This is a genomic window from Novosphingobium arvoryzae (assembly GCF_014652615.1).
Lineage (GTDB): Bacteria > Pseudomonadota > Alphaproteobacteria > Sphingomonadales > Sphingomonadaceae > Novosphingobium > Novosphingobium arvoryzae.
In genome coordinates this window covers 101,279-121,604 of record NZ_BMZD01000002.1, presented here as the reverse complement: position 1 = coordinate 121,604, position 20,326 = coordinate 101,279, and the positions used below count along the sequence as shown (strand labels likewise).

17 protein-coding genes and 1 tRNA gene are annotated in these 20,326 nt (G+C 68.2%); 13 read left to right on the top strand and 5 right to left on the bottom strand.

Annotated features, from left to right (window positions below; genetic code table 11):
* Window positions 1-36 precede the first annotated feature (36 nt).
* From IE113_RS03815 to trxA, 7 genes are all read left to right on the top strand, one after another.
* Complete coding sequence (locus tag IE113_RS03815) at window positions 37-2,394, top strand: sensor histidine kinase (protein WP_189539109.1); 2,358 nt, start codon at window positions 37-39, stop codon at window positions 2,392-2,394.
* Window positions 2,394-2,843, top strand: a complete 450-nt coding sequence (gene tsaE, locus IE113_RS03810) for a tRNA (adenosine(37)-N6)-threonylcarbamoyltransferase complex ATPase subunit type 1 TsaE (protein ID WP_189539108.1) — start codon at window positions 2,394-2,396, stop codon at window positions 2,841-2,843. Before IE113_RS03815 ends, tsaE begins: the two co-directional genes overlap by 1 nt.
* On the top strand, window positions 2,834-3,817 hold the full coding sequence (locus IE113_RS03805) for an aminoglycoside phosphotransferase family protein (RefSeq protein ID WP_189539107.1): 984 nt from the start codon (window positions 2,834-2,836) through the stop codon (window positions 3,815-3,817). Before tsaE ends, IE113_RS03805 begins: the two co-directional genes overlap by 10 nt.
* Window positions 3,814-4,536, top strand: a complete 723-nt coding sequence (locus tag IE113_RS03800; RefSeq protein WP_229822131.1) for a nucleotidyltransferase family protein — start codon at window positions 3,814-3,816, stop codon at window positions 4,534-4,536. Before IE113_RS03805 ends, IE113_RS03800 begins: the two co-directional genes overlap by 4 nt.
* Complete coding sequence (gene addB, locus IE113_RS03795; protein ID WP_189539106.1) at window positions 4,529-7,558, top strand: double-strand break repair protein AddB; 3,030 nt, start codon at window positions 4,529-4,531, stop codon at window positions 7,556-7,558. The genes IE113_RS03800 and addB overlap by 8 nt, the downstream gene beginning before the upstream one ends.
* Window positions 7,555-11,019 (top strand): double-strand break repair helicase AddA, encoded by a 3,465-nt coding sequence (gene addA, locus IE113_RS03790; protein ID WP_189539105.1) that lies wholly within the window; start codon window positions 7,555-7,557, stop codon window positions 11,017-11,019. The genes addB and addA overlap by 4 nt, the downstream gene beginning before the upstream one ends.
* A gap of 63 nt (window positions 11,020-11,082) precedes the next feature.
* Window positions 11,083-11,403, top strand: a complete 321-nt coding sequence (gene trxA / locus IE113_RS03785) for a thioredoxin (protein ID WP_189539104.1) — start codon at window positions 11,083-11,085, stop codon at window positions 11,401-11,403.
* Between the two features lie 40 nt (window positions 11,404-11,443).
* Here the strand turns inward: trxA and IE113_RS03780 are convergent, their stop codons facing one another.
* Together IE113_RS03780 and argJ are read right to left on the bottom strand one after the other, a co-directional pair.
* A complete protein-coding gene (locus tag IE113_RS03780; protein WP_189539103.1) occupies window positions 11,444-12,247 on the bottom strand; it encodes an inositol monophosphatase family protein in 804 nt (267 codons plus the stop codon).
* The gene (gene argJ / locus IE113_RS03775) at window positions 12,244-13,470 is read right to left on the bottom strand and encodes a bifunctional glutamate N-acetyltransferase/amino-acid acetyltransferase ArgJ (RefSeq protein WP_189539102.1); all 1,227 of its coding nucleotides are present in this window, start codon (window positions 13,468-13,470) and stop codon (window positions 12,244-12,246) included. Before argJ ends, IE113_RS03780 begins: the two co-directional genes overlap by 4 nt.
* Before the next feature lie 90 nt (window positions 13,471-13,560).
* Between argJ and IE113_RS03770 the strand changes: the two genes are divergently transcribed.
* Window positions 13,561-14,220, top strand: coding sequence for an energy transducer TonB (locus tag IE113_RS03770; RefSeq protein WP_189539101.1), 660 nt, complete (start codon window positions 13,561-13,563; stop codon window positions 14,218-14,220).
* Window positions 14,221-14,225: 5 nt separating this feature from the next.
* Here the strand turns inward: IE113_RS03770 and IE113_RS03765 are convergent, their stop codons facing one another.
* Window positions 14,226-15,107, bottom strand: coding sequence for a hypothetical protein (locus IE113_RS03765; protein WP_189539100.1), 882 nt, complete (start codon window positions 15,105-15,107; stop codon window positions 14,226-14,228).
* 19 nt (window positions 15,108-15,126) lie between these two features.
* Window positions 15,127-15,927, bottom strand: a complete 801-nt coding sequence (rlmB, locus tag IE113_RS03760) for a 23S rRNA (guanosine(2251)-2'-O)-methyltransferase RlmB (RefSeq protein ID WP_189539099.1) — start codon at window positions 15,925-15,927, stop codon at window positions 15,127-15,129.
* Window positions 15,928-16,088: 161 nt separating this feature from the next.
* Here rlmB and IE113_RS03755 point away from each other — a divergent pair.
* The 4 genes from IE113_RS03755 to IE113_RS03740 all read left to right on the top strand — a co-directional run bounded on the left by IE113_RS03755 (window position 16,089) and on the right by IE113_RS03740 (window position 18,967).
* Window positions 16,089-16,174: transfer RNA gene (locus IE113_RS03755), tRNA-Tyr, on the top strand.
* An 86-nt stretch (window positions 16,175-16,260) separates the two neighbouring features.
* Complete coding sequence (locus IE113_RS03750) at window positions 16,261-17,388, top strand: beta-ketoacyl-ACP synthase III (RefSeq protein WP_189539098.1); 1,128 nt, start codon at window positions 16,261-16,263, stop codon at window positions 17,386-17,388.
* On the top strand, window positions 17,388-18,137 hold the full coding sequence (locus tag IE113_RS03745; RefSeq protein ID WP_189539097.1) for a phosphatidylserine decarboxylase: 750 nt from the start codon (window positions 17,388-17,390) through the stop codon (window positions 18,135-18,137). Before IE113_RS03750 ends, IE113_RS03745 begins: the two co-directional genes overlap by 1 nt.
* A 53-nt stretch (window positions 18,138-18,190) precedes the next feature.
* A complete protein-coding gene (locus IE113_RS03740; RefSeq protein WP_189539607.1) occupies window positions 18,191-18,967 on the top strand; it encodes a CDP-alcohol phosphatidyltransferase family protein in 777 nt (258 codons plus the stop codon).
* On the opposite strand, the gene IE113_RS03735 is transcribed toward IE113_RS03740, so the two are convergent.
* Window positions 18,918-19,169 carry a hypothetical protein gene (locus IE113_RS03735; protein WP_189539096.1) on the bottom strand — a complete coding sequence of 84 codons (252 nt, stop codon included), beginning with the start codon at window positions 19,167-19,169 and terminating at the stop codon, window positions 18,918-18,920. The genes IE113_RS03740 and IE113_RS03735 overlap by 50 nt on opposite strands.
* A gap of 364 nt (window positions 19,170-19,533) precedes the next feature.
* Here IE113_RS03735 and rpsB point away from each other — a divergent pair, with 364 nt between their 5' ends.
* On the top strand, window positions 19,534-20,301 hold the full coding sequence (gene rpsB / locus IE113_RS03730) for a 30S ribosomal protein S2 (RefSeq protein ID WP_189539095.1): 768 nt from the start codon (window positions 19,534-19,536) through the stop codon (window positions 20,299-20,301).
* The last annotated feature ends 25 nt before the right edge of the window (window positions 20,302-20,326 follow it).

Here is a 20,326-nt window from a genome sequence, read left to right as displayed (position 1 = left end):
CTTGCCATTGGCGCTGGGCGCGCATAGCTGGGTGTCATGACCCTGTCCCCCCTGGCTTTGACCGTGATCGGGCTGCTGCTGGCCGCGTGGACGATGGCTGCGGCGTGGGCGGTGCTGTCTGCCCGCCAGCGCGAACGCCGCGCCGAAGCCAGCCAGCGCCATGCCAAGCGGCTGGCGCGGATGGTGGATGAAAGCCCGGCGCTGCCGCTGCTGGTGCGCGTCGACGGCAAGATCGAGGCGCCGCAGCGGCTGGCCAACTGGCTGGGGCTGGATGCGGTCCCCCGCTTTCTGACCGAGCTGGACGGCGGGCGGATCGACGGCGGCGGCGGCGGGCTGACCGGCGAGCAGCTGGCGCAGCTGACCGAGGCGGTGCGCCGCACCCAGAAAACCGCCGCACCCTTCCGCATGGTGGTCACCCCGCGCGGGTCGAAGCGCAGCCTGGCCTTGCGCGGGCACCTGGCCGACCCGGCGGTGTCCCCCGGCGGCGCGGCGCTGGTGTGGGTGTTCGACTTTTCCGACAGCGAGAGCGAACTGGTGCAATTGCGCGCCGAAGCGGCCAGTGCGCGTGCCGATTTCGCCGCGCTGGTCGGCCTGATCGAAGCGGCACCGATGCCGATGTGGTTCCGCGGGGGCGACGGCTCGCTGCGGCTGGTCAACGATGCCTATGTCCGTGCGGTCGGGGGCAAGGATGCCCGCGCCGTGGTGGCGGACGGGACGGAACTGATCGAAAGCGTCGATGGCCTGACCGCGCGGCAGATTGCCTTGCAGGCGGCAGCCAAGCGCCTGCCGATCGAGCGGATCGTCGCGGCGACGATCGACGGCGCGCGCCGGGCGCTGCGCGTGTCGGACCTGCCGCTGGGCGATGAAGGCGTGGCCGGTTACGCCGTCGATATCGAGGACATGGAAGAGCAGGGCCGCGCCTTCCGCGCGTTCCGCGAGGCGCAGCGCGCCATGCTGGACCAGCTGTCCGCCGGGGTCGCCCAGTTCGATGCCAAGCGCCAGCTGACCTTTGCCAACCAGCCGTTCCAGCGCATTTTCGCGCTCAAGCCCGCCGTGATGATCGATCCGCCGCAGTTCGAACGGTTCCTGGATCAGGCGCGCGATGCGGGCCGGGTGCCCGAAGCGCGCGATTTCCCGGCCTGGCGGCGAGCGCGCGCGGGCTGGTTCCTGGCCAGTGCGGCGCAAGAGGAAGCCTGGGCGCTGGGTGACGGCACGCACTTGCGGATCGTCGCGCAGCCGCTGCCGGATGGCGGGCTGATGCTGATTGCGGAGGACCGGACCGAGCAGCTGCGCCTGTCCGCCGTGCGCGATACCCTGCTGCGCACCCGCACTGCCACGTTCGACAGCCTGTTCGAATCGATCGCGGTGTTCGCGCCTGATGGCCGGATGCAGCTGTGGAACCGGCGGTTTGCGGCCGACTGGGGGCTGGAAGACACGTTCCTGGATACCCATCCCCGGATCGAATCGCTGCTGGAGCGGATCGCGCGCCGGTTGCTCAAACCGGTCAAGGCCAAGTCCGTGGGCGATGCCGTGCGCGGCGCGACGCTGGACCGGCGGCAGACTACGGGGCGGGCGGTGCTGGCCGATGGGCGCACGCTGGAATTCGCGGGCGTGCCGCTGCCCGATGGCAACGGGCTGTTGACCGTGCTGGACATCACCGATTCGCAAAAGGCTGAGGAAGCCCTGCGCGAACGCAACGCCGCGCTGGAAGAAGCGGACGCGATGAAAACGCGCTTCCTTGCCAACATGAGCTATGAATTCCGTACGCCGCTGACCTCGATCGGCGGGTTTGCCGAACTGCTGGAAGCCGGGCTGGGCGGTGAACTGTCCGAGCAGGGCCGCGAATATGTCGCCGCGATCCTCACGTCGGTCGAGCGGCTGGGCGAGCAGATCGAATCGGTGCTGGACCTGTCGCAAAGCGAAGCCGGAATGCTGCCCCTTGCGCGTGAGGAAGTGGACCTGTTCCCGCTGCTGACCAAGCTGGTCGAAGATCGCGCGGCGCGGCTGAAGGATGGCGGCCTGACCTTGGACTTGCGCGGGGCGAAGGGCGTGGGCCGGATCATGGGGGATCGGCGCCGGCTGGCCCGCGCGCTGGGGCACGTGCTCGACAACGCGATCTCGGCCACGCCGCCGGGCGGGCGCATTCTGGTTGAACTGGCTGCCCGCAAGGGCAAGGCGCGGGTCGTCATTTCCGACAATGGCCCCGGCATGGACGGCCCGACGCTGGCCCGTGCGCTGGAAGGGCTGAAGCTGTCGGCCGATGGCAAGGCGGTGGAGCGCCGTCAGGGCCTTGGCCTGCCGCTCGCGCGGCAACTGATCGAGGCGCATGGCGGGATGCTGGAACTGATGTCGCAGCCGGGGCAGGGCACTGCCGCGATCATTGACTTGCCGTGATGCGCATTGCGCTGCCCGATCTGGCCGCGACCGAGGCCTTTGGCCGCCGCATCGCCACCGCCTTGCGCCCCGGCGATGTGATTGCACTGTCGGGCGGGCTGGGCGCGGGCAAGACCACGCTGGCCCGCGCGATCATCGCCGCGCTGGGCCATGCGGGCGAAGTGCCGTCCCCCAGCTTTGCCATCATCGAGACTTATGATCCCCCCGCCGTGCGCCTGCCGCTGGTCCATGCCGATTTCTACCGGCTGGACCACCCGGACGAGGCGGAGGAGCTGGGACTGGACGACTATCGTTACGGCGCGGCGCTGCTGGCGGAATGGCCGGAACACGCGGGCGGGTTCGGACATGAACCGGGGTGCCTCTCGCTCGCCCTGGAAACTGCGGACAGCGGGCGGATTGCCATTGCGACAGCCGGTCCCGATTGGCTAGGGCGGGAGCCATGGGACTGAACCTGCCTGACGGCGTCGAAGCCTTTCTTGCCAGCGCCGGATGGGGCGACGGCGTGGTTGAACCGCTGGCGGGCGATGCCTCGTTCCGCCGCTATTTCCGCATTCGCCGGGGCGATAAATCGGCTATGCTGATGGACGCTCCGCCGCCAGAGGAAGATCCCCAGCCGTTCCTGCGTGCCGCCAAGTGGCTCGACGCCAACGGCCTGCGCGCGCCGCACATCCTGGCCGAGGATGGGCTGCGCGGGCTGGTCCTGCTCGAAGACTTCGGCGAAGTGCGGATGCGCGAGTATCTGGACCAGTGGCCGGACGACGAACGCGCGGTCTATACCGCCGCGATCGACACGCTGGTCGATCTGCACCGCCTGCCGCCTGGCCCGTTCCGCGACTACAGCCTGGCCGAATACCAGCGCGAGGCGAAGCTGCTGGTTGACTGGTATTGCCCGGCGCAGAACCTTTACGTCGATGGTCCCGGCTATGCCGCCGCGTGGGAAGCCGTGCTCAGCCCGATGCTGCCGCGCCAGCGCCCCGGCGTGGTGGTGATGCGCGATTATCACGCCGAAAACGTGATGCTGCTGGGTGCGCTGGAAAAGCAGGGCCTGCTGGACTTTCAGGACGCGCTGGTCGGCCATCCGGCCTATGACCTGGTGTCGCTGCTGCAAGACGCGCGCCGCGACGTGGCACCGGAACTTGAAGCGGAAATGTTCGATTACTACGTCCGCCAGACCGGCGCGGGCGCGGATTTCCTGGCCGACTACGCCCGCCTCGGCGCGCAGCGCAACGCCAAGATCGTGGGCATTTTCGTGCGCCTGTGGAAGCGCGACGGCAAGCCGCGTTACCTGGATTACATCCCGCGCGTCTGGGCCTTGCTGGAACGCGATCTGGCGCACCCGGCGCTGGAACCGGTGGCGCGCTGGTTCGATGCCAATATCCCGGCGGAATTGCGCGCGGCGGGCGGCGGCACGTTCACGGTATGAGCGCTGCGCATCCCGGCACGGCGATGGTGATGGCCGCGGGGCTGGGCACGCGGATGCTGCCGCTGACCAAGGACCGGCCGAAACCGCTGGTCGAGGTGGCCGGGCAGACCCTGCTCGATCACGTGCTGGATCAGCTGCGCGCTGCCGGGGTGGGGCGGATCGTGGTCAACGTCCACTACCTCGCCGATCAAGTCGAGGCGCATCTGGCGAAGCACGCTGCCGATTTCGATGTCCGCATTTCCGATGAACGCGGGCTGCTGCGCGATACCGGGGGCGGGCTGGTGCAGGCCAAAGACCTGATCGCGGACGATCCGTTCTATTGCATCAACGCCGACAACTGGTGGACCGACGCGGGCGGGAACGCCCTGTTGCGGCTGGCCGAGGCGTGGGACGATGCGCGGATGGACGTGCTGATGCTGCTGGTGCCGACAAGCCGCGCGGGCAACACGCAGGGGACTGGCGATTTCGACCTCGACGCCGACGGTCGCATCTCCCGCGAAGGGCCAAAGCGGCCGCGTCCCTATGTCTGGACAGGCATCCAGCTGCTGGCCAGGCGGGTGATCGCCGATCCCCCGGAGGCGGTGTTTTCGACCAACGTGTTCTGGGACCGCGCGATTGCGCAGGGACGCTGCTTCGGGCTGGTTCACCACGGCCAGTGGTTCGATGTCGGCTACCCCGCCGCCATTGCCATGACCGAGGCGGCGCTCGCCCGTGGCTGAGCGGGCGGGGCCGCAAGTCTACTCCATCGCCGCGCATCGCGGGTTCGCCGACGCACTCGTCGCCGGTCTGATCCCGCGTTATGCGCGGGACGATGTCGGGCTGGCCCGGCTGACCCTGCTGCTGCCTAGCCGCCGCGCCGAACGGATCGTGACCGAGGCGTTCATTCGCCTGTCGGGTGGGGGGATGCTGCTGCCGCGCATGGCGGTGGTGGGCGACCTCGACCTCGACGAAACGCTGGGGCCGCTGCTCGATCCGCTGGGCGCGGGCAGCGCCATTCCTCCCGCCGCCGACCCGACCCGGCGCTGGCTGCGGCTGGCGCAGCTGCTCAAGGCGGAACTGGGCGAGGATGCCCCCAAGGCACCGGGCTTGTTGCGACTGGCGCAGGAAACCGGGCGGACGATGGACCGGCTGGCCGTCGAAGGGATCGAACTTGGCGACCTGCTGCAGGACCGCGTTGCGGGGATCGTCGGCGATCTGGCCGATCACTGGCGGCAGGCGACCCGGCTGTTCGCCACGGTGCAGGCGCACTGGCTGGCTGACCTTGCCGAGCGCGGCGAAGTGGACCCGCCAGAGCGGCGCAACCTGCTGTTCCAGTATGCCGCGCGGCGCTGGCGCGAAGCGCCGCCTGCGCATCCGGTGGTTGCGGCGGGCGTAACCAGCGCCTCGCCCGCGCTGGCCGCGCTGCTGCGCACGATTGCGGAAACCCCGCGCGGCGCGGTGATCCTGCCCGATCTGGACCTGTCGCTGGACCGCGATGTCTGGGCCGCGCTGGGCACGGCTGGCGCGCCGGAGGGGCCGGACGATCCGCCGTTCGGTGAGCGCGACGCGGTGACGCACCCGCAATATCACCTGAAGCTGCTGCTCAACCGCATGGGCGTGAACCGCGATGAAGTGCAGCCCTGGCACCGTGCGGGTCTGGCCGCCGCTCCGCCGGAACGCAGCCGCGCGATTTCCAACCTGTTCCTGCCCCCCGCCGCGAGCGCGGGCTGGGTCGATCTGCCCGCCGCGCAGCGCCGCCTGTCGGGCGTGCGCTTGATGCAAAGCGCGCATCCGGGCGAGGAGGCGCAGGCTATTGCGATCCTGATCCGGCAGGCGCTGGAACAGCCGGAACGCCGCGTTGCGCTGATCACGCCGGATCGCGGCCTGGCAGGGCGCGTCATCGCGCAGCTGAAACGCTGGGGCATTGCCGCCGACGACACCGCCGGTCGCCCGCTGCCGCAAACCTCGGCGGGCCGCGCGCTGCTGCTGCTGGCCGAAGTCGCGGCAGAAGCCGCCGCGCCGGTGCCGCTGCTGGCGCTGCTGCAACACCCGCTGGTCCGCGCGGGCGAGGGGCGGCGTGACTGGCTGGAACGGGTCCGTGCGCTCGATCTGGAACTGCGCGGCCCGCGCCCCGCGCCGGGCTTGCCGCCGCTCCATGCGGCCATCGACAAGCTGGCCAAGCGCGCGGACGGCGAGGATATTCGCAGCTGGTGGTGCGAGGTGGAAACCGTGCTGACCCCGCTGCTCGACTGGGCCGAGGAAGTGCCGCTGGCCGACGCGCTCGATCTGCTCTTAGCGGGCGGCGAGGCCTTGTGCGGGGACGCGCTGTGGAGCGGGGCCGATGGCCGCGCGCTGGCCGCCTTCATCGAGGACTTGCGCGAGGGCGCGCGGGCGATTGGCACCGTGATCGGCCCGCGCGATCTGCCCGCCGTGCTGCGCGATGCGATGGACCGCGTGGCGGTGCGCCCGCCGTGGGGCGGCCACCCGCGCGTCGCGATCTATGGCCTGCTGGAAGCGCGGATGAGCCGTGCCGACCTGGTGATCTGCGCCGGGCTGACCGAGGGCAGCTGGCCTGCCAGCCCGTCGCCCGAAGCGTTGCTTCCCCCCGCCGTGCTGCGTGCGCTGGGCGTGCCGGGGGCGGAGTTTCGCATCGGCCTGTCCGCGCATGACCTTGCCGGGGCGCTCGGTGCACCGGAAGTGGTGCTGAGCCATGCCTTGCGCGATGAGGGCGGGCCGGTGATCCCCAGCCGCTTCGTCATGCGGGTGGAGGCCATGCTGGGCGAGCTGGCCGACCAGCACCGCGAAGTCGCCGCGATCGATCTGGCCCGCCGGATCGACCGGGCCAACCCCGCGCCGGCCTATCCTCAGCCCAAGCCGATGCCTTCGGCGGAGCAACGCGACGTGCCGCTGGCCGTCACTGCGATCGACCGGCTGCGCGGCGATCCCTACCAGTTCTACGCGCAGGCGATCCTCGGGCTGCGCTCGCTCGACGCGCTGGATGCGGAACCGACCGCCGCGTGGAAGGGCACCGTGGTTCACCGGGTGCTGGAACGCTGGCACAAGAGTGAGGGCGGGGCGGGCGAATTGCTGGCGCTGGCGTCGGAAGAGCTCGCCGCGATGCAGGCGCACCCGCTCGTCCGCCACTTGTGGTGGCCGCGCCTGTCGAAAGCGCTGGAATGGATCGACGCCGAAGTGCGCGCCGCTGCCGCGCAGGGTCGCACCGTGGCGGTCAGCGAAAAGACGGGTGAAATGACGTTCATGGACGTCAAGGTCCATGGCCGGGCCGACCGGATTGACCGGCTGCCGGATGGGGCGCTGGCGGTGGTCGATTACAAGACCGGCGCCCCCCCAACGCCGCGCATGGTGGAAGAAGGCTTCGCCTTGCAACTGGGCGTGATCGGCCTGATCGCGCGCGACGGGGGTTTTGCCGGGGTAACGGGCGAGCCGGAGCGGTTCGAATACTGGTCGCTGGGCAAATCCAAGGCCAAGACCAGCGAAACCGGCTTTGGCTATGCAACCGAACCAATCCTAGAGGACAAGAAAAAATCCGGCATCCCGCGTGAGCAGTTCCTTGAAAAGATCGAGGGCTTTCTGGCCGATGCGATCCGGCGCTGGATCAAGGGCGACGAACCCTTCACCGCGCGGCTCAATCCGGACCTTGGCGGCTACAACGACTATGACCAGCTGATGCGGCTGGACGAATGGCAGGCGCGCGGGGAGGCCAGTCAAATGGAAGGCGGCCAAATGGAGGGCGGCCAATGAGCGGTTCGGCAAAACTCTGGCCCCTCGTCGGCAACCAGCGTCCGGCCGTCAATCCGGCAGACACGGTGTGGCTCTCCGCCTCGGCGGGGACTGGCAAGACGCAAGTGCTTTCGGCCCGCGTGCTGCGGCTGCTGCTGGAGGACGGGGTCAGTCCGGGGCAGGTGCTGTGCCTGACGTTCACCAAGGCCGGGGCGACCGAAATGGCGGCGCGGATCAACGAGGTGTTGGCGCGCTGGGTGCGGGCCAAGCCCGAAGCCCTGGCCGCGGACTTGCAGGCCATCGGGGCGGATATCGGCCCGGATACGCAGGCCCGCGCCCGCACGCTGTTCGCCGAAGTGCTGGACTGCCCCGGCGGGGGCCTGCGGATCGATACGATCCACGCCTTTGCCCAGTGGCTGCTCGCCGCGTTCCCGCATGAGGCCGGGCTAACCCCCGGCACCCGCGCGATGGAGGACCGTGACCGCGACCTGCTGCGCCGCGAAGTTCTGGCCGATCTGCTCGCCGATGCCGAGGCGCAGAACGACGCAGGCACGCTGGAGGCACTGGCCAATCTTTCCGTCCGGCTGGGTCCGGACAAGGTGGAATCATGGCTGCTGCGCTGCGCGCAGGCGCATGAGCTGTGGACCGGCTCCACCGGTTGGCAGCCGCCGATGCTGCCGCGTATACGGCAACTGATCGGCCTGCCCAGCGATGCCGGGCCGGACGATCTGGTGGCGTTGTGCAGTGATGATGCCTTCGCGGTCGATGCGCTGCGCTGCTGTCTGTCGGCCTATAACCAGTGGCAATCGCCGACTGCGATCGCCGCGCGCGCGGTGATTGCGGATTGGTTGTCTGCTTCGCCTCAACAGCGGCGATCTGAGCTTGATGCGCTGGTGACGACGATGTTCTCGAAAGAGGGTAACGTCAAAAACAAGCGCTATGTCGAAAAGTTCGAAGAGAACTTCGAGGCGGCGGGATTGGCGGTGCTTGAGGCCGTCAACGCCGTGACGGACCGCAAGGCGCTGCTTGACCTCTCCGAATGGCTTGCTCCCGCGCTGGAGCTGGGCCGCAAGTTCGCGCTGGCGTGGGACGAGGCGAAGGCGCGCGCCGGGTTCATCGATTTCGACGACCAGATTCGCCAGGCCGCCGCCTTGCTGCACCAGTCGGACCTCGCCGAGTGGATCCGCTACAAGCTGGACCGGCGCTTCGATCACATTCTGGTGGACGAGGCGCAGGATACCAACGCCCAGCAATGGGATATCATCAACGCGCTGACCGGCGATTTCTTTGCAGGGCTGGGCGCCCATGCCGACAAGCTGCGCACGCTGTTCGTGGTGGGCGATTACAAGCAGGCGATTTTCCGCTTCCAGGGGACCAGCCCGGAAAACTTCGAAGCCGCGCGCGAGCGGGTGCGCGCGGAAATGGCCGGTCTGGCCCAGAATGCCGAGGCGCTGCGCGGCAATATCGCGGCGCGCGAATTGCAGGACCTCGATCTGGGGCAAAGCTTCCGCACCGCGCAATCCGTGCTGGATTTCGTCAACATGGCGATTGCCCGGATCGGCTATGCCGCCTTCGGCCTGCCGCGTGAGCCGGAACAGCACGTGGGTGAGGCGCGGCCCGGCCATGTCGCGCTGTGGCGGGTGGTCGGCGACGCATCCGAACAGGCCGGCGGCGATGACGACGACGAAGGGCAGGAGGGCTGGTTCGCCCGGTCGGACCGGCGGCTGGCCGACCGGATCGCGCGGCAGGTGCGCAGCTGGATGGATCACGGCTTTCCCCTGCAAAAGGGCGGATTGCGCCGCGCCGGGCCGGGCGACGTCATGGTGCTGGTGCGCAAGCGCAAGGAACTGGCCGGGCTGATTGTCGCGCGGCTTCATGCGGCCGGAGTGCCGGTGGCGGGGGTGGACCGGCTGCGGCTGGCCGCGCCGCTGGCGGTGCGCGATCTGATGGCGGCGGTGCGGTTTGCCACCCAGCCGCTCGACGATCTCAACCTTGCCTGCCTGCTCGTCTCGCCGCTGCTGGGGTGGACGCAGGAGCAGTTGCTGGAACACGGCCACCGGGGTGAGCGGGTGCGGCTGTGGAGCCACCTGGGTCGCTCGCGCGATCCCTTTGTTGCGGGCACGGTGGACCGGCTGGTGGACCTGCTCAACCAGGCTGATCGCGAGACCCCGCAGGCGCTGCTGCACTGGCTGCTGACCGGGCCGTGGCAGGGGCGCCGCCAGCTGGTTGCACGGCTGGGCGGCGAAGCCAACGATCCGATTGACGAGCTGCTCAACGCCGCCAGCGCCTATGCCGCCAGCTCGGTCCCCAGCCTGCTCGGCTTCATCCGCTGGTTCGACGCGGGCGAGGGCGAGCTGAAGCGCGAGGCGGGCCAGCGCGGCGATGAAGTGCGGGTGATGACGGTCCACGGATCGAAAGGCTTGCAGGCACCGATCGTGATCCTGGCCGATGCGGCGGATAATCCCGATCGCTCGCTCGGCAGCCCGCTGACCCTGCCCGATCCGGCAGGCCGCGCGGTGCCGCTGCCCAGCCTGCGGACCGAGGAAAAGGTGGGGCCGATTCGCGCCGCCGAAGCGCAGGCCAAGGCCGAGGAGCGGCAGGAGCACTGGCGCCTGCTCTACGTCGCGATGACTCGCGCGGAAGAGGCGCTGTTCGTGGCGGGCGCGCTGGGGCCGAAGGAGAAGGAGCCCGCGCCAGACAGCTGGTATGCGCGGCTGGCCGGGCTGTTCCTGGCCGATGAATGGGTGGAAGACCCGATCTGGGGCGCGCGGCTGGAACATGGCGACGCCCTGCCGGCCGCACCGCCGCGCACGGGCGGAGACCCGGCCAGCCTGCCGCTGTTGCCGCCCTGGCTGGACCGCGCGCCGCCCGCCGAACCGCGCCCGCCGCGCCCGCTGGCTCCGTCGGCGCTGGGCGAGGAACTCGCGGCCGATCCGCCGTTCCCGCCGGGTGCGGGCATGGCCGCCGCGCGCCGGGGCGTGCTGCTGCACAAGCTGCTGGAACGCCTGCCCGATGTGCCCCCGGCGGAACGCAAGGCCGCCGCGCAAGGCTGGCTGGCGCGTTCGGCCAGTGACCTTGACGCCCATGCCCGCGCCGAAATGGCCGCGTCCGCGCTGGCCGTGGTGGAGCACAAGGACTGGAGCGACCTGTTCACCCCCGCCGCGCTGGCCGAAGTGCCGATTGCGGCGACGGTCGGCGGGCAGGTCGTGGCCGGGACGATTGACCGCCTGCTGATCGAACCGGCGCGCATCCGCCTGGTCGATTTCAAGACCGCGCGGCGTCCGCCCGCCAGCCTGGATGGAGTGCCGGTGGCGATCCTGCGGCAGATGGCAGCCTATGCCGCCGCGCTGGAGGCCGCCTATCCGGGCCGCACGGTCGATGCCGCGCTGCTCTATACGCAGGTGCCGAAACTGCTGGCGATCCCGGCGGATTTGCTGGCTGTCCACAAGCAGGCATTGACCGCGCCGCAGGAATCCTTTTGACGCGCCCCGATTGCCAAGCGGCCCGCGCGTCCTAGATTGGCAAGCAACAGACAGGAGATTCCCATGGCCACTATCGCCGTAACCGATGCCAGCTTTGCCGACGACGTGCTCAATTCCGACAAGCCCGTGCTGGTCGATTTCTGGGCTGACTGGTGCGGCCCGTGCAAGATGATCGCCCCCGCGCTGGAAGAAATCAGCGAGGAACTGGCCGACAAGGTTACCATCGCCAAGGTCGACATCATGGATAGCACCGACACCGCCGCCAAGTTCGGCGTGCAGTCGATCCCGCTGATGGTGCTGTTCAAGAACGGCGAACCCGTCGCGCAAAAGCTGGGCGCCGCGCCCAAAAGCCAGCTCAAGGGCTGGCTGGAAAGCGTCCTTTAATCCGGCAACAAATCTGAGCCTTGCCCCGCGCGGGTGAGGCTCAGATTTCGGCCATCCGCTCCGCCAGTTCGTCCCACAACGCCGGAGTTGCCGCGCCGATCAGGCTGGGGCGCATGTGTTCGTCCACGCGGTAGGGCGAGCCATCCGGGCGGCAGACTTTCCCGCCCGCCTCGTTCAGAAACAGCACACCGGCGGCGTGATCCCACGCCAGCGTGCGTTCGAAGATCGTGATGTCGTTTTCACCCAGCACGATGCGCGGATACTGTTCCGCCGCACAGCGCGGGATGTCGACCAGCGTGTAGTGCGGGGCGATGTGCGTTTTCAGCGCCTCGCGCTTGTCGGCATCGGCAAACACCAGTGAGATCGCGGCAATCGGCGGGCTCGCCCCGCTGGCGCGCGCCGTGATCCGCTCATCCCCGATCCACGCGCCGCTGCCCCGCTCGGCATGGCAGAACCGCTGGCGCAACGGATCGTAGATCCAGCCGCCGATGGTTTCCCCGCGCTCGGCCAGCGCCACCAGAATGCCGAACGGCGGCTTGCCATTGGCAAAGTTGTTGGTGCCGTCCAGCGGGTCGATGATCCAGCACAGCGCATCGCCCAGCCGGTCCAGCACCGCGGGATCGGCATGGGCGGCTTCCTCGCCGACAATGGCGGCTTCGGGCAGCAGCTGGGCGAGGCGTTCGGAGAGGATGGCCTCGGCGGCGTGATCGGCCACGGTTACGGCATCGTCTGCGGCCTTGGCCTCGATCTGGTCGCTGCGCAGGGTCTGGTAATGCGGCAGGATCGCGCGCTGCGCCGCGTCGCGCATGATCGCCCCGACGGCGCGGCTCAGGCTCTGGTTCATGAGCGGTAGTCGGCGTTGATCGAGATGTAGCCGTGAGTCAGGTCGCAGGTCCACACGGTGGCGCGGCCTTCGCCCAGGCCCAGATCGACTTCGATGGTGATGTCCTGCCCCTTGAGGTGCGCAGCGACCGGCGCTTCGTCGTAATCGGCCAGGGGCTGGCCATCGCGCGCAGCCCAGGTGCCGCCGAAACCGATCGACAGCTTGTCACGGTCGGCCGGTTCCCCGGCCTTGCCCACGGCCATCACCACGCGGCCCCAGTTGGCGTCCTCGCCCGCGATGGCCGTCTTGACCAGCGGCGAGTTGGCAATGGCGAGGCCGATCCGCCGCGCGCTGGCATCGCTGACCGCGCCGGTGACGCTGACGGCGATGAACTTCTGCGCGCCTTCGCCATCGCGCACGACCAGATGGGCGAGCTGGCGGCAGACGTCCTCCAGCGCGGCGGCGAAAGCATCCGCGCCGGGGCAGCCGGAGCAGTTGATCTGCTGGTTGCCGGCCTTGCCGGTGGCAAAGGCCAGCACGGTGTCGCTGGTGGACGTGTCGCTATCGACCGTGATGCAGTTGAAGGTCTTGTCAGCCGCCGCGGAGAGCAGTTCCTGCAGGTAATCCGGCGCGATCGCGCAATCGGTGAAGATATAGCCCAGCATCGTCGCCATATCCGGCGCGATCATGCCGCTGCCCTTGATGATGGCGGTCAGCGTGATCGTGCGGCCATCGACCACGGCGGTCGCCATCGCGCCCTTGGCGAAAGTATCGGTCGTGCCGATGGTGTTGGCGGCATCTTCCCAGCCGCACGGGGCGGCCACCAGCGCGGCTTCGATCCCGGCGCGGGCCTTGTCCTTGGGCAGCGGCACACCGATCACGCCGGTGGAGGAGACAAACACCTGCTCGGACGGGCAGCCGATGTGCGCGGATACTTGCGCCATGATCGCGTCAACCGCCTCGCGCCCGCGATAGCCGGTGAAGGCGTTGGAGTTTCCGGCATTGACCACCAGCGCCCGCGCGCGGCCCTGCTTCACGTTGGCACGGCCCAGTTCTACCTCGGACGAGCAGCACACGTTGCGGGTGAACACGCCGGCCACGGCCGTGCCCTCGGCGAACTCGGCATAGGTCAGGTCGCAGCGGCCCCAGTCCTTGTAACCCGCGCGCGCCACGCGCAGCGTGACCCCGGCAATCGCGGGCATGGCGGGGAAGGGGCGGGCGAGCGGAGAAACGGCGTCAGACATGGCGAACGCCTTATGTCCGCTTTGCCGAGGGGGCAAGGTCCGGCAACGCAGGGGATTGCGCGGATGGATTGCTCTGTTATGCCTAAGTGTATGATCAGCTTGTCAATTATCCTGCTGGCGCAGGCCGCGACCGTCGATTCCGCCGCGCCGGTTGCTCCGCCGCCCGGGCCGCCCGTCATTGCATCGCCGTTCCCGCTGCCCGTGCAGAAAGGCGCTGCACGACCGATGGACTATCCGGGCAACTGGACCACCACAGCGGACTATCCGGTTGCGGCACTGCGCGCGAACGAACAGGGGACGAGCGCGTTTTCGGTGATTGTGGACAAAGCCGGGCGGGTCAAGGAATGCCGCATCACCAGCAGCAGCGGATCAGCCCCGCTCGATGAAGCGACTTGCCGGCTGGTCACCCAACGCGCGCGGTTCTTCCCGGCGGTCGATGAACAGAACAACCCGATCGAAGGCACATACGCCAACCGAATCCGCTGGGTTTTGCCAGCAGTTACCCCGCCGGAGCCGGGCACGGCGCTCACCACCTTCATTGTCGAGCTGGATGGCAGCATCAGCGATTGCAGTGTCAACCTGACCGGCGCGACCGCGCGGCAACTGTCGAAGCTGGGCAATACCTGCGCCAGCACGGCACGAATGGACCCCTACAAGGGGCCGGACGGCAAACCCGTACGCAAGCGCGTGACCATGCGGATCGAAGTGATGACCGAAGCTATCGCCGCGCCCGCGCCGTCCGCGCCGTGATGTGATCAGCTGCCCAGCTTGACCAGCGCGGTCGGCGCGGCGGTGCTGCGGGGGGTGATCTTCCATTCCAGCTTTTGCCCAGTGGTCGTCGGGGCCGGGCCTTCATCAGTGTTGTTGGCCAGGATCGCGCCGTCCGTGGTCAGCGTCAGCGTGCCTTCCAGCTGGGGGAGTTCGGGGGCGGTTTCGCCGTCCTTCTTCTCGTCCATCGCCGCGCCCATCGCCATCAGCTGGGCAAAATTGCTCATCCCGCCGCCGCTCGACGAGGGGCCGAAGCCGGGCGCTTCCATGCGCACCGCGCCGTCCGCGCGGCGGTTGAGAATCACGAAGGGATTGGCGGCGGGGAAGCGTTCGATAGTGGGGAAGATGAAGTCATGGTCGATCCGGCCCGCCAGCTGGAAATCGACCACGAACACGCCATTGCCCTTGTAGGTCACGGTTTTCCAGCCGGCCTGGCGGCGCAGCCGGTCCGCCAGCTCCTCTGCTGCCTGCGGGCTGGTCGGGTCGATCCCACCCAGCATCGCGCGCATCATTTCGGCGTTCTTCTTGTCGCGCTCAACCGCGCCTTTCTGTTCGGCTTCCCAGTCGGTCTTCTGCTGGGCGATCTCGTCCTTGGTGCACTTGCGCTCCTCGAAATCGCCATCGTCCTTGTAGCAGGGCACGGCGACGAATTCCTCGTTAGCCTTGGCCTTGGAGCCCATTTCCGCCAGTTTGCTCAGCCCCAGCATGTGGATTTCGCCCTGATAACCGTAAGCAAACGTCCCGTCCTTGCGCAGGTCGATGGTCGAGGCAAACTTGCCCGGCGAGATCAGGCAGGCGCTGAGCAGAAGGCTGAGCCCGGCAGCGAGGCCGGCCATGGCCATGCGACGGAAGGAACGGGGCGTGGCCATGGACGAATCTCCTGCGCGGTCAGTTACGGGTGGCGATGGCGTATAGCGCAATCGCGGCGGCATTCGATACGTTAAGGCTTTCAATTGCATCGGAAATCGGCAGGCGCGCCAGCGCATCGCAATGCTGGGCGATGTTGTGGCGCATCCCTTCGCCTTCCGCGCCCAGCACCAATGCGACCGGGCCGGTGGGCAGCGCGTCGCCGAAGTTGGAGGGGCCATCGCCGTCCAGCCCGATCCGCCAGTATCCGGCCTCGGCGATTTCGTCGAGCGCGCGGGCCAGGTTCACCACCCGCACCCACGGCACCACTTCCAGCGCGCCGGAGGCCGATTTTGCCAGTGTGCCCGATTCGGGCGGGGCGTGGCGGTCCTGCGTGATGATCGCGGCGGCATTGAACGCGGCGGCAGAACGCAGGATCGCGCCGACGTTGTGCGGATCGGTTACCTGATCGAGCACGACCAGCGGGCGCGCGGCGTCACCGTCCAGCACGTCTTCCAGGAAGATGTCTTCCAGCGCGTCGCATTCCAGCACCAGGCCCTGGTGCGGGGCATCACGGGCGACGAGTCGCGCCAGATCCGCGCCCTGGGCGTATTCGAGGGGGAAGTTGGGTGGCAGTTCGCCGTCGAGCGAGGCGACGCCTTCGCGCGTGGCCCACAGCTTGCGGTGGCGGCGTTCCGGGTTCTTCAGCGCGGCTTCCACCGCGTGGCGGCCCCACAGCCGCACCGCACCGGTGCTGGCCCGGCCGGAACCGCGCCCACCCTGCATCCGCCCGGCGCGTCCGCGCAGGGCCCTGGCCGGTTTTCCATCGCTCTTGCGGGTCATGACATGATTTCCTGTTGCATTCGTCCCCCCTGCCAGCGGGGCGGATTTCAGGCAACTGTTGACAGAGTGATTTCCCTTCGCCATTGGGGCCGCCTCTCGGCCGGACGGTCCCTTCGCGGGGACCATGCAAACGGGGTTCGCCCCGCACCGGCAACTGGTGTGGACAGGTGGCCGAGTGGTTAATGGCAGCAGACTGTAAATCTGCCCGCGAGAGCGTACGCTGGTTCGAATCCAGCCCTGTCCACCACCAACTTCCTTCGCAGCGGTGATCCCGACCCGGCTGGGCCGCCATCCAGACTTGTCGCGCGCGGCGCTGGGCATTAGACGGCGGCGATGAGCGAAATCATCCCCGTCATTTCGGCCACCGGCCTCTACACGCCGCCCGATTCGATCTCCAACGATGAATTGGTGGAAAGCTTCAACGCCTACGTGGCGCGGTTCAACGCGGCGCACGCAGCGGAAATCGCGGCGGGAACCGTGGCGGAACTGGCTCCCAGCTCGGCCGAATTCATCGAGAAGGCTAGCGGGATCAAGTCGCGCTTCGTGATGAGCAAGGAGTCGCTGCTCGATCCGGACGTGATGGCCCCGCGCTGGGCCGAGCGGCCGAACGAGGAACTGTCGGTCATGGCCGAAATGGGCGTGAAAGCGGCCCAGGCAGCGCTGGCAGCGGCCGGGCGCGATGTGAAGGATGTCGATGCCGTGCTGTGCGCCGCATCGAACATGCAGCGTCCCTATCCGGCGATGGCGATCGAGATCCAGCAGGCGCTGGGGATCGAAGGGTTCGCCTTTGACATGAACGTCGCCTGTTCCTCCGCCACGTTCGGCATCCAGACAGCGGCGGATTTCATCCGCGCGGGCAATGCCCGTTCGGTGCTGGTGGTCAGCCCGGAGATCTGCACCGGCCATAACAACATGCGCAACCGTGACAGCCACTTCATCTTCGGCGACGTGGCGACAGCCGTGCTGGTGGAGGCGAAGGATGTCGCGCCGCACCCGCACTGGGAAATCGTCGGGACGCGGCTCAAGACGGTGTTTTCCAACAACATCCGCAACAACTTCGGCTTCCTGAACTGCGCGACGCCCGAAACCATCGGCACGCCGGACAAGCTGTTCGTCCAGGAAGGGCGCAAGGTGTTCAAGGAAGTGGTGCCGATGGTCGCGACCATGATCGTCGAGCACGCGGGCGACCTGGGACTGAATCCGGCGGGGCTGCGGCGGCTGTGGCTGCACCAGGCCAACCAGGGCATGAACCGCCTGATCGCGCAGCGCGTGCTGGGGCACGAGGCGAACGAGGACGAAAGTCCGACCGTGCTGGATACTTATGGCAATACGTCGTCCGCCGGGTCGATCATTGCCTTTCATCTCAACAATACCGACCTTGCCGTCGGTGATACGGGCGTGATCTGCTCGTTCGGTGCGGGCTATTCCGCCGGCACCGTTTTCGTGCGGAAGGTGGCGTAATGGCGAACGAAGTGCTCGATAACCGGGGACGGGGCGAGGCGAGCTGGAACTGGCCCGCGTTCCATCCCGAAAGCCACAAGTTCGCCGCGCTTGCCGCGATCCTCAGCGGGCTGGCGGCAACTTTCGCGTGGGAAACGCTGGCCTGGCCGCTCGCCGGTCTGGTGCTGTGCATCCTGGCGTTCTTCCGCGATCCCAAGCGTGTGACGCCGCAGGGCGATGCCTTCATCGTCGCGCCGGCCGATGGCCTGGTCACGCTGATCCAGAAGGTCGAGCCGCCGCGCGAACTGGTGTTCGACGATGGCAGCGGCACCGCCGGGCTGTCGCCCGAGCCGGTCACGCGCATCTCGATCTTCATGTCGGTGTTCGATGTGCACATCAACCGCGCGCCGATTGGCGGGACGGTGCGCCGCGTGGTCTATATTCCGGGCCGCTTCCTCAACGCCGATCTCGACAAGGCGAGCGAGGAGAACGAGCGCCAGCACTTCCTGATCGAGCGTGGGGATGGCCTCAAGATCGGCTTCACCCAGATTGCCGGGCTGGTCGCGCGCCGGATCGTGCCGTTCGTGAAGCCGGGCGACCTGCTCGCCGCCGGGCAGCGCGTCGGCCTGATCCGGTTCGGCAGCCGGGTCGACGTCTATCTGCCCGCCGGGACCGAGCCGAAAGTGCTGATGGGGCAAAAGATCGTGGCCGGTGAAACGATCCTGGCCGAAGTCGGCCAGCAGCCGCTGATCGAGGGCGTGTGCCAGTGACCGCGCCGTCGCCCGAACCCGGCCCGCTGCCGGGCGGGCTGACCCTGCGGGCAATGGTGCCCAACGCGATTACCGCCGCCGCGCTGTGCATGGGCCTGACCGGCATCCGCTTTGCCGTGACGGGGGAGTGGGAGAAGGCGATCCTGGCCGTGGTGGCCGCGGGCGTGCTCGATGGGATCGATGGCCGGATTGCCCGGCTGCTCAAGGCCCAGTCCCGCTTCGGGGCCGAGCTCGACAGCCTGGCCGACAATGTCTCGTTCGGCGTCGCTCCGGCGCTGATCCTGTTCCTGTGGTCGTTGCAGGATCTGCCGCGCCTGGGCTGGTTTGCCGCCCTGGCCTTTGCCATCGGCTGCGCCCTGCGACTGGCGCGTTTCAATGCCCGGATCGACATGGCCGACGAGCCGCGCAAGGCGGCTGGCTTCCTGACCGGCGTTCCCGCGCCGGTGGGCGCGGGCCTGGCGTTCCTGCCGATGTACCTGTGGATCGTGACGGGCAGCGGTGCGCCCGCGACTGCTGCCTGGCCGGCGGTCGACAGCGAAGTGTTCCGCAATCCGCTGCTGGTTGGCGGATGGCTGGTGTTCGTGGGCTTCCTGCTCATTTCGGCCTTGCCGACGCTGACCTGGGGGAAGCTCCGTCCGCGCCGCGCGGTGCGCCTTGAAGTGCTGGCGCTGTTCGGGCTGGTCGCCGCCGCGCTGCTCACCGAACCGTGGTGGACCCTGATCGCGATCTGTGCGGTCTATCTGGCGCTGCTGCCGGTTGCGATCATCCTGTATGGCCGGGTCAGGCGGCGGCGGGCCGCGGCTGCGGAGCCAGCACCGCCGACTGCCTGACGGGGAAGTCCAGCACGTTGATCCGGCTGGGCACGCCGACATTGCGGATCGTCCAGCGCACTTCGCGCCGGGCCGGGCAGGCGTTCAGCTGCGCCCGGATGGTCAGCGCCTGGCGGCCATGAGCGCGCCAGGTGGCGCGCATGGCCCCGGCCACGATCAGGGCAGTGGCAGAAAACAGGGCGATCAGCATCAGTCCGGTCATCACGCTGGCATCCTTGGCAGGGGTGTTCGCACACCTGTGAACTCGCTGTGGAGGGCTTGTGGATAACTTCGCTTTGTGCTTAGATTGTTTCAGCCACTCGCTTGATAGGACAATGTTCTCTTTTTGTTCTATCCGCGTCAAGCGGTTTTTTCCGACCAGCGCGATTTTTGCCGTGACCGGGCAGCGTTAAAGGCTGGATTTCCCGGTTTTCATGGGTTAGGGGCCGCCCCGTCCGGAAAGGGATTCGCGCTGTGCGGGTCCGGGATCCGGGCAAATCCACATGGGAAGCACCCATACCGGTTCCGCAGCGGAGATGCCGCACGGTGCCTGCTTCCCAGAGGTTCAAACCGGAAAGGAATTACCTATGGCGGCTCCTGTCGTCACGATGAATCAGCTGATCGAAGCCGGTGCCCACTTCGGCCACCAGACCCACCGCTGGAACCCGCGGATGAAGCCGTATATCTTCGGCGCCCGCAACGGAATCCACATCCTCGACCTGTCGCAGACCGTTCCGCTGTTCGCCCGCGCGCTCGACTTCGTGTCGGCCACCGTGCAGCGCGGCGGCAAGGTGCTGTTCGTCGGCACCAAGCGCCAGGCGCAGGAGCCGATCGCCCAGGCCGCGCGCGCTTGCGGCCAGCACTATGTCAACCACCGCTGGCTGGGCGGCATGCTCACCAACTGGAAGACCATCTCGGGTTCGATCAAGCGCTTCAAGGCGCTGGAAGAGCAGCTGGCGGGCGACACCACCGGCCTGACCAAGAAGGAAGTGCTCCAGCTGACGCGTGAGCGTGACAAGCTGGAACTGTCGCTGGGCGGCATCCGCGACATGGGCGGCATCCCGGACGTGATGTTCGTGATCGACGCCAACAAGGAAGAACTGGCGATCAAGGAAGCCAACGTCCTGGGTATCCCGGTCGTCGCGATCCTCGATTCCAACGTTTCGCCCGATGGCATCGCGTTCCCGATCCCGGCGAACGACGACGCCAGCCGCGCCATCCGCCTTTACTGCGAAGCGGTTGCTGCCGCCGCGCAGAAGGGCGGCCGCGAAGCGATCGTCGATTCGGGTGCCGACATCGGCGCCATGGCCGAGCCGGTGGCTGAAGAAGCCGTCGTCGAAGGCGCTGCCGAATAAGCATTGCCGCGCGGGCCCCACGGCC

Bases quoted from the DNA above. Each gene is read 5' to 3' on its own strand.
- IE113_RS03815 (WP_189539109.1), top strand. From the start codon at position 37: ATGACCCTGTCCCCCCTGGCTTTGACCGTGATCGGGCTGCTGCTGGCC.
- tsaE (WP_189539108.1), top strand. From the start codon at position 2,394: ATGCGCATTGCGCTGCCCGATCTGGCCGCGACCGAGGCCTTTGGCCGC.
- IE113_RS03805 (WP_189539107.1), top strand. From the start codon at position 2,834: ATGGGACTGAACCTGCCTGACGGCGTCGAAGCCTTTCTTGCCAGCGCC.
- IE113_RS03800 (WP_229822131.1), top strand. From the start codon at position 3,814: ATGAGCGCTGCGCATCCCGGCACGGCGATGGTGATGGCCGCGGGGCTG.
- addA (WP_189539105.1), top strand. From the start codon at position 7,555: ATGAGCGGTTCGGCAAAACTCTGGCCCCTCGTCGGCAACCAGCGTCCG.
- trxA (WP_189539104.1), top strand. From the start codon at position 11,083: ATGGCCACTATCGCCGTAACCGATGCCAGCTTTGCCGACGACGTGCTC.
- IE113_RS03780 (WP_189539103.1), bottom strand. From the start codon at position 12,247: ATGAACCAGAGCCTGAGCCGCGCCGTCGGGGCGATCATGCGCGACGCG.
- argJ (WP_189539102.1), bottom strand. From the start codon at position 13,470: ATGTCTGACGCCGTTTCTCCGCTCGCCCGCCCCTTCCCCGCCATGCCC.
- IE113_RS03770 (WP_189539101.1), top strand. From the start codon at position 13,561: ATGATCAGCTTGTCAATTATCCTGCTGGCGCAGGCCGCGACCGTCGAT.
- IE113_RS03765 (WP_189539100.1), bottom strand. From the start codon at position 15,107: ATGGCCACGCCCCGTTCCTTCCGTCGCATGGCCATGGCCGGCCTCGCT.
- rlmB (WP_189539099.1), bottom strand. From the start codon at position 15,927: ATGACCCGCAAGAGCGATGGAAAACCGGCCAGGGCCCTGCGCGGACGC.
- IE113_RS03750 (WP_189539098.1), top strand. From the start codon at position 16,261: ATGAGCGAAATCATCCCCGTCATTTCGGCCACCGGCCTCTACACGCCG.
- IE113_RS03745 (WP_189539097.1), top strand. From the start codon at position 17,388: ATGGCGAACGAAGTGCTCGATAACCGGGGACGGGGCGAGGCGAGCTGG.
- IE113_RS03740 (WP_189539607.1), top strand. From the start codon at position 18,191: ATGGTGCCCAACGCGATTACCGCCGCCGCGCTGTGCATGGGCCTGACC.
- IE113_RS03735 (WP_189539096.1), bottom strand. From the start codon at position 19,169: ATGACCGGACTGATGCTGATCGCCCTGTTTTCTGCCACTGCCCTGATC.
- rpsB (WP_189539095.1), top strand. From the start codon at position 19,534: ATGGCGGCTCCTGTCGTCACGATGAATCAGCTGATCGAAGCCGGTGCC.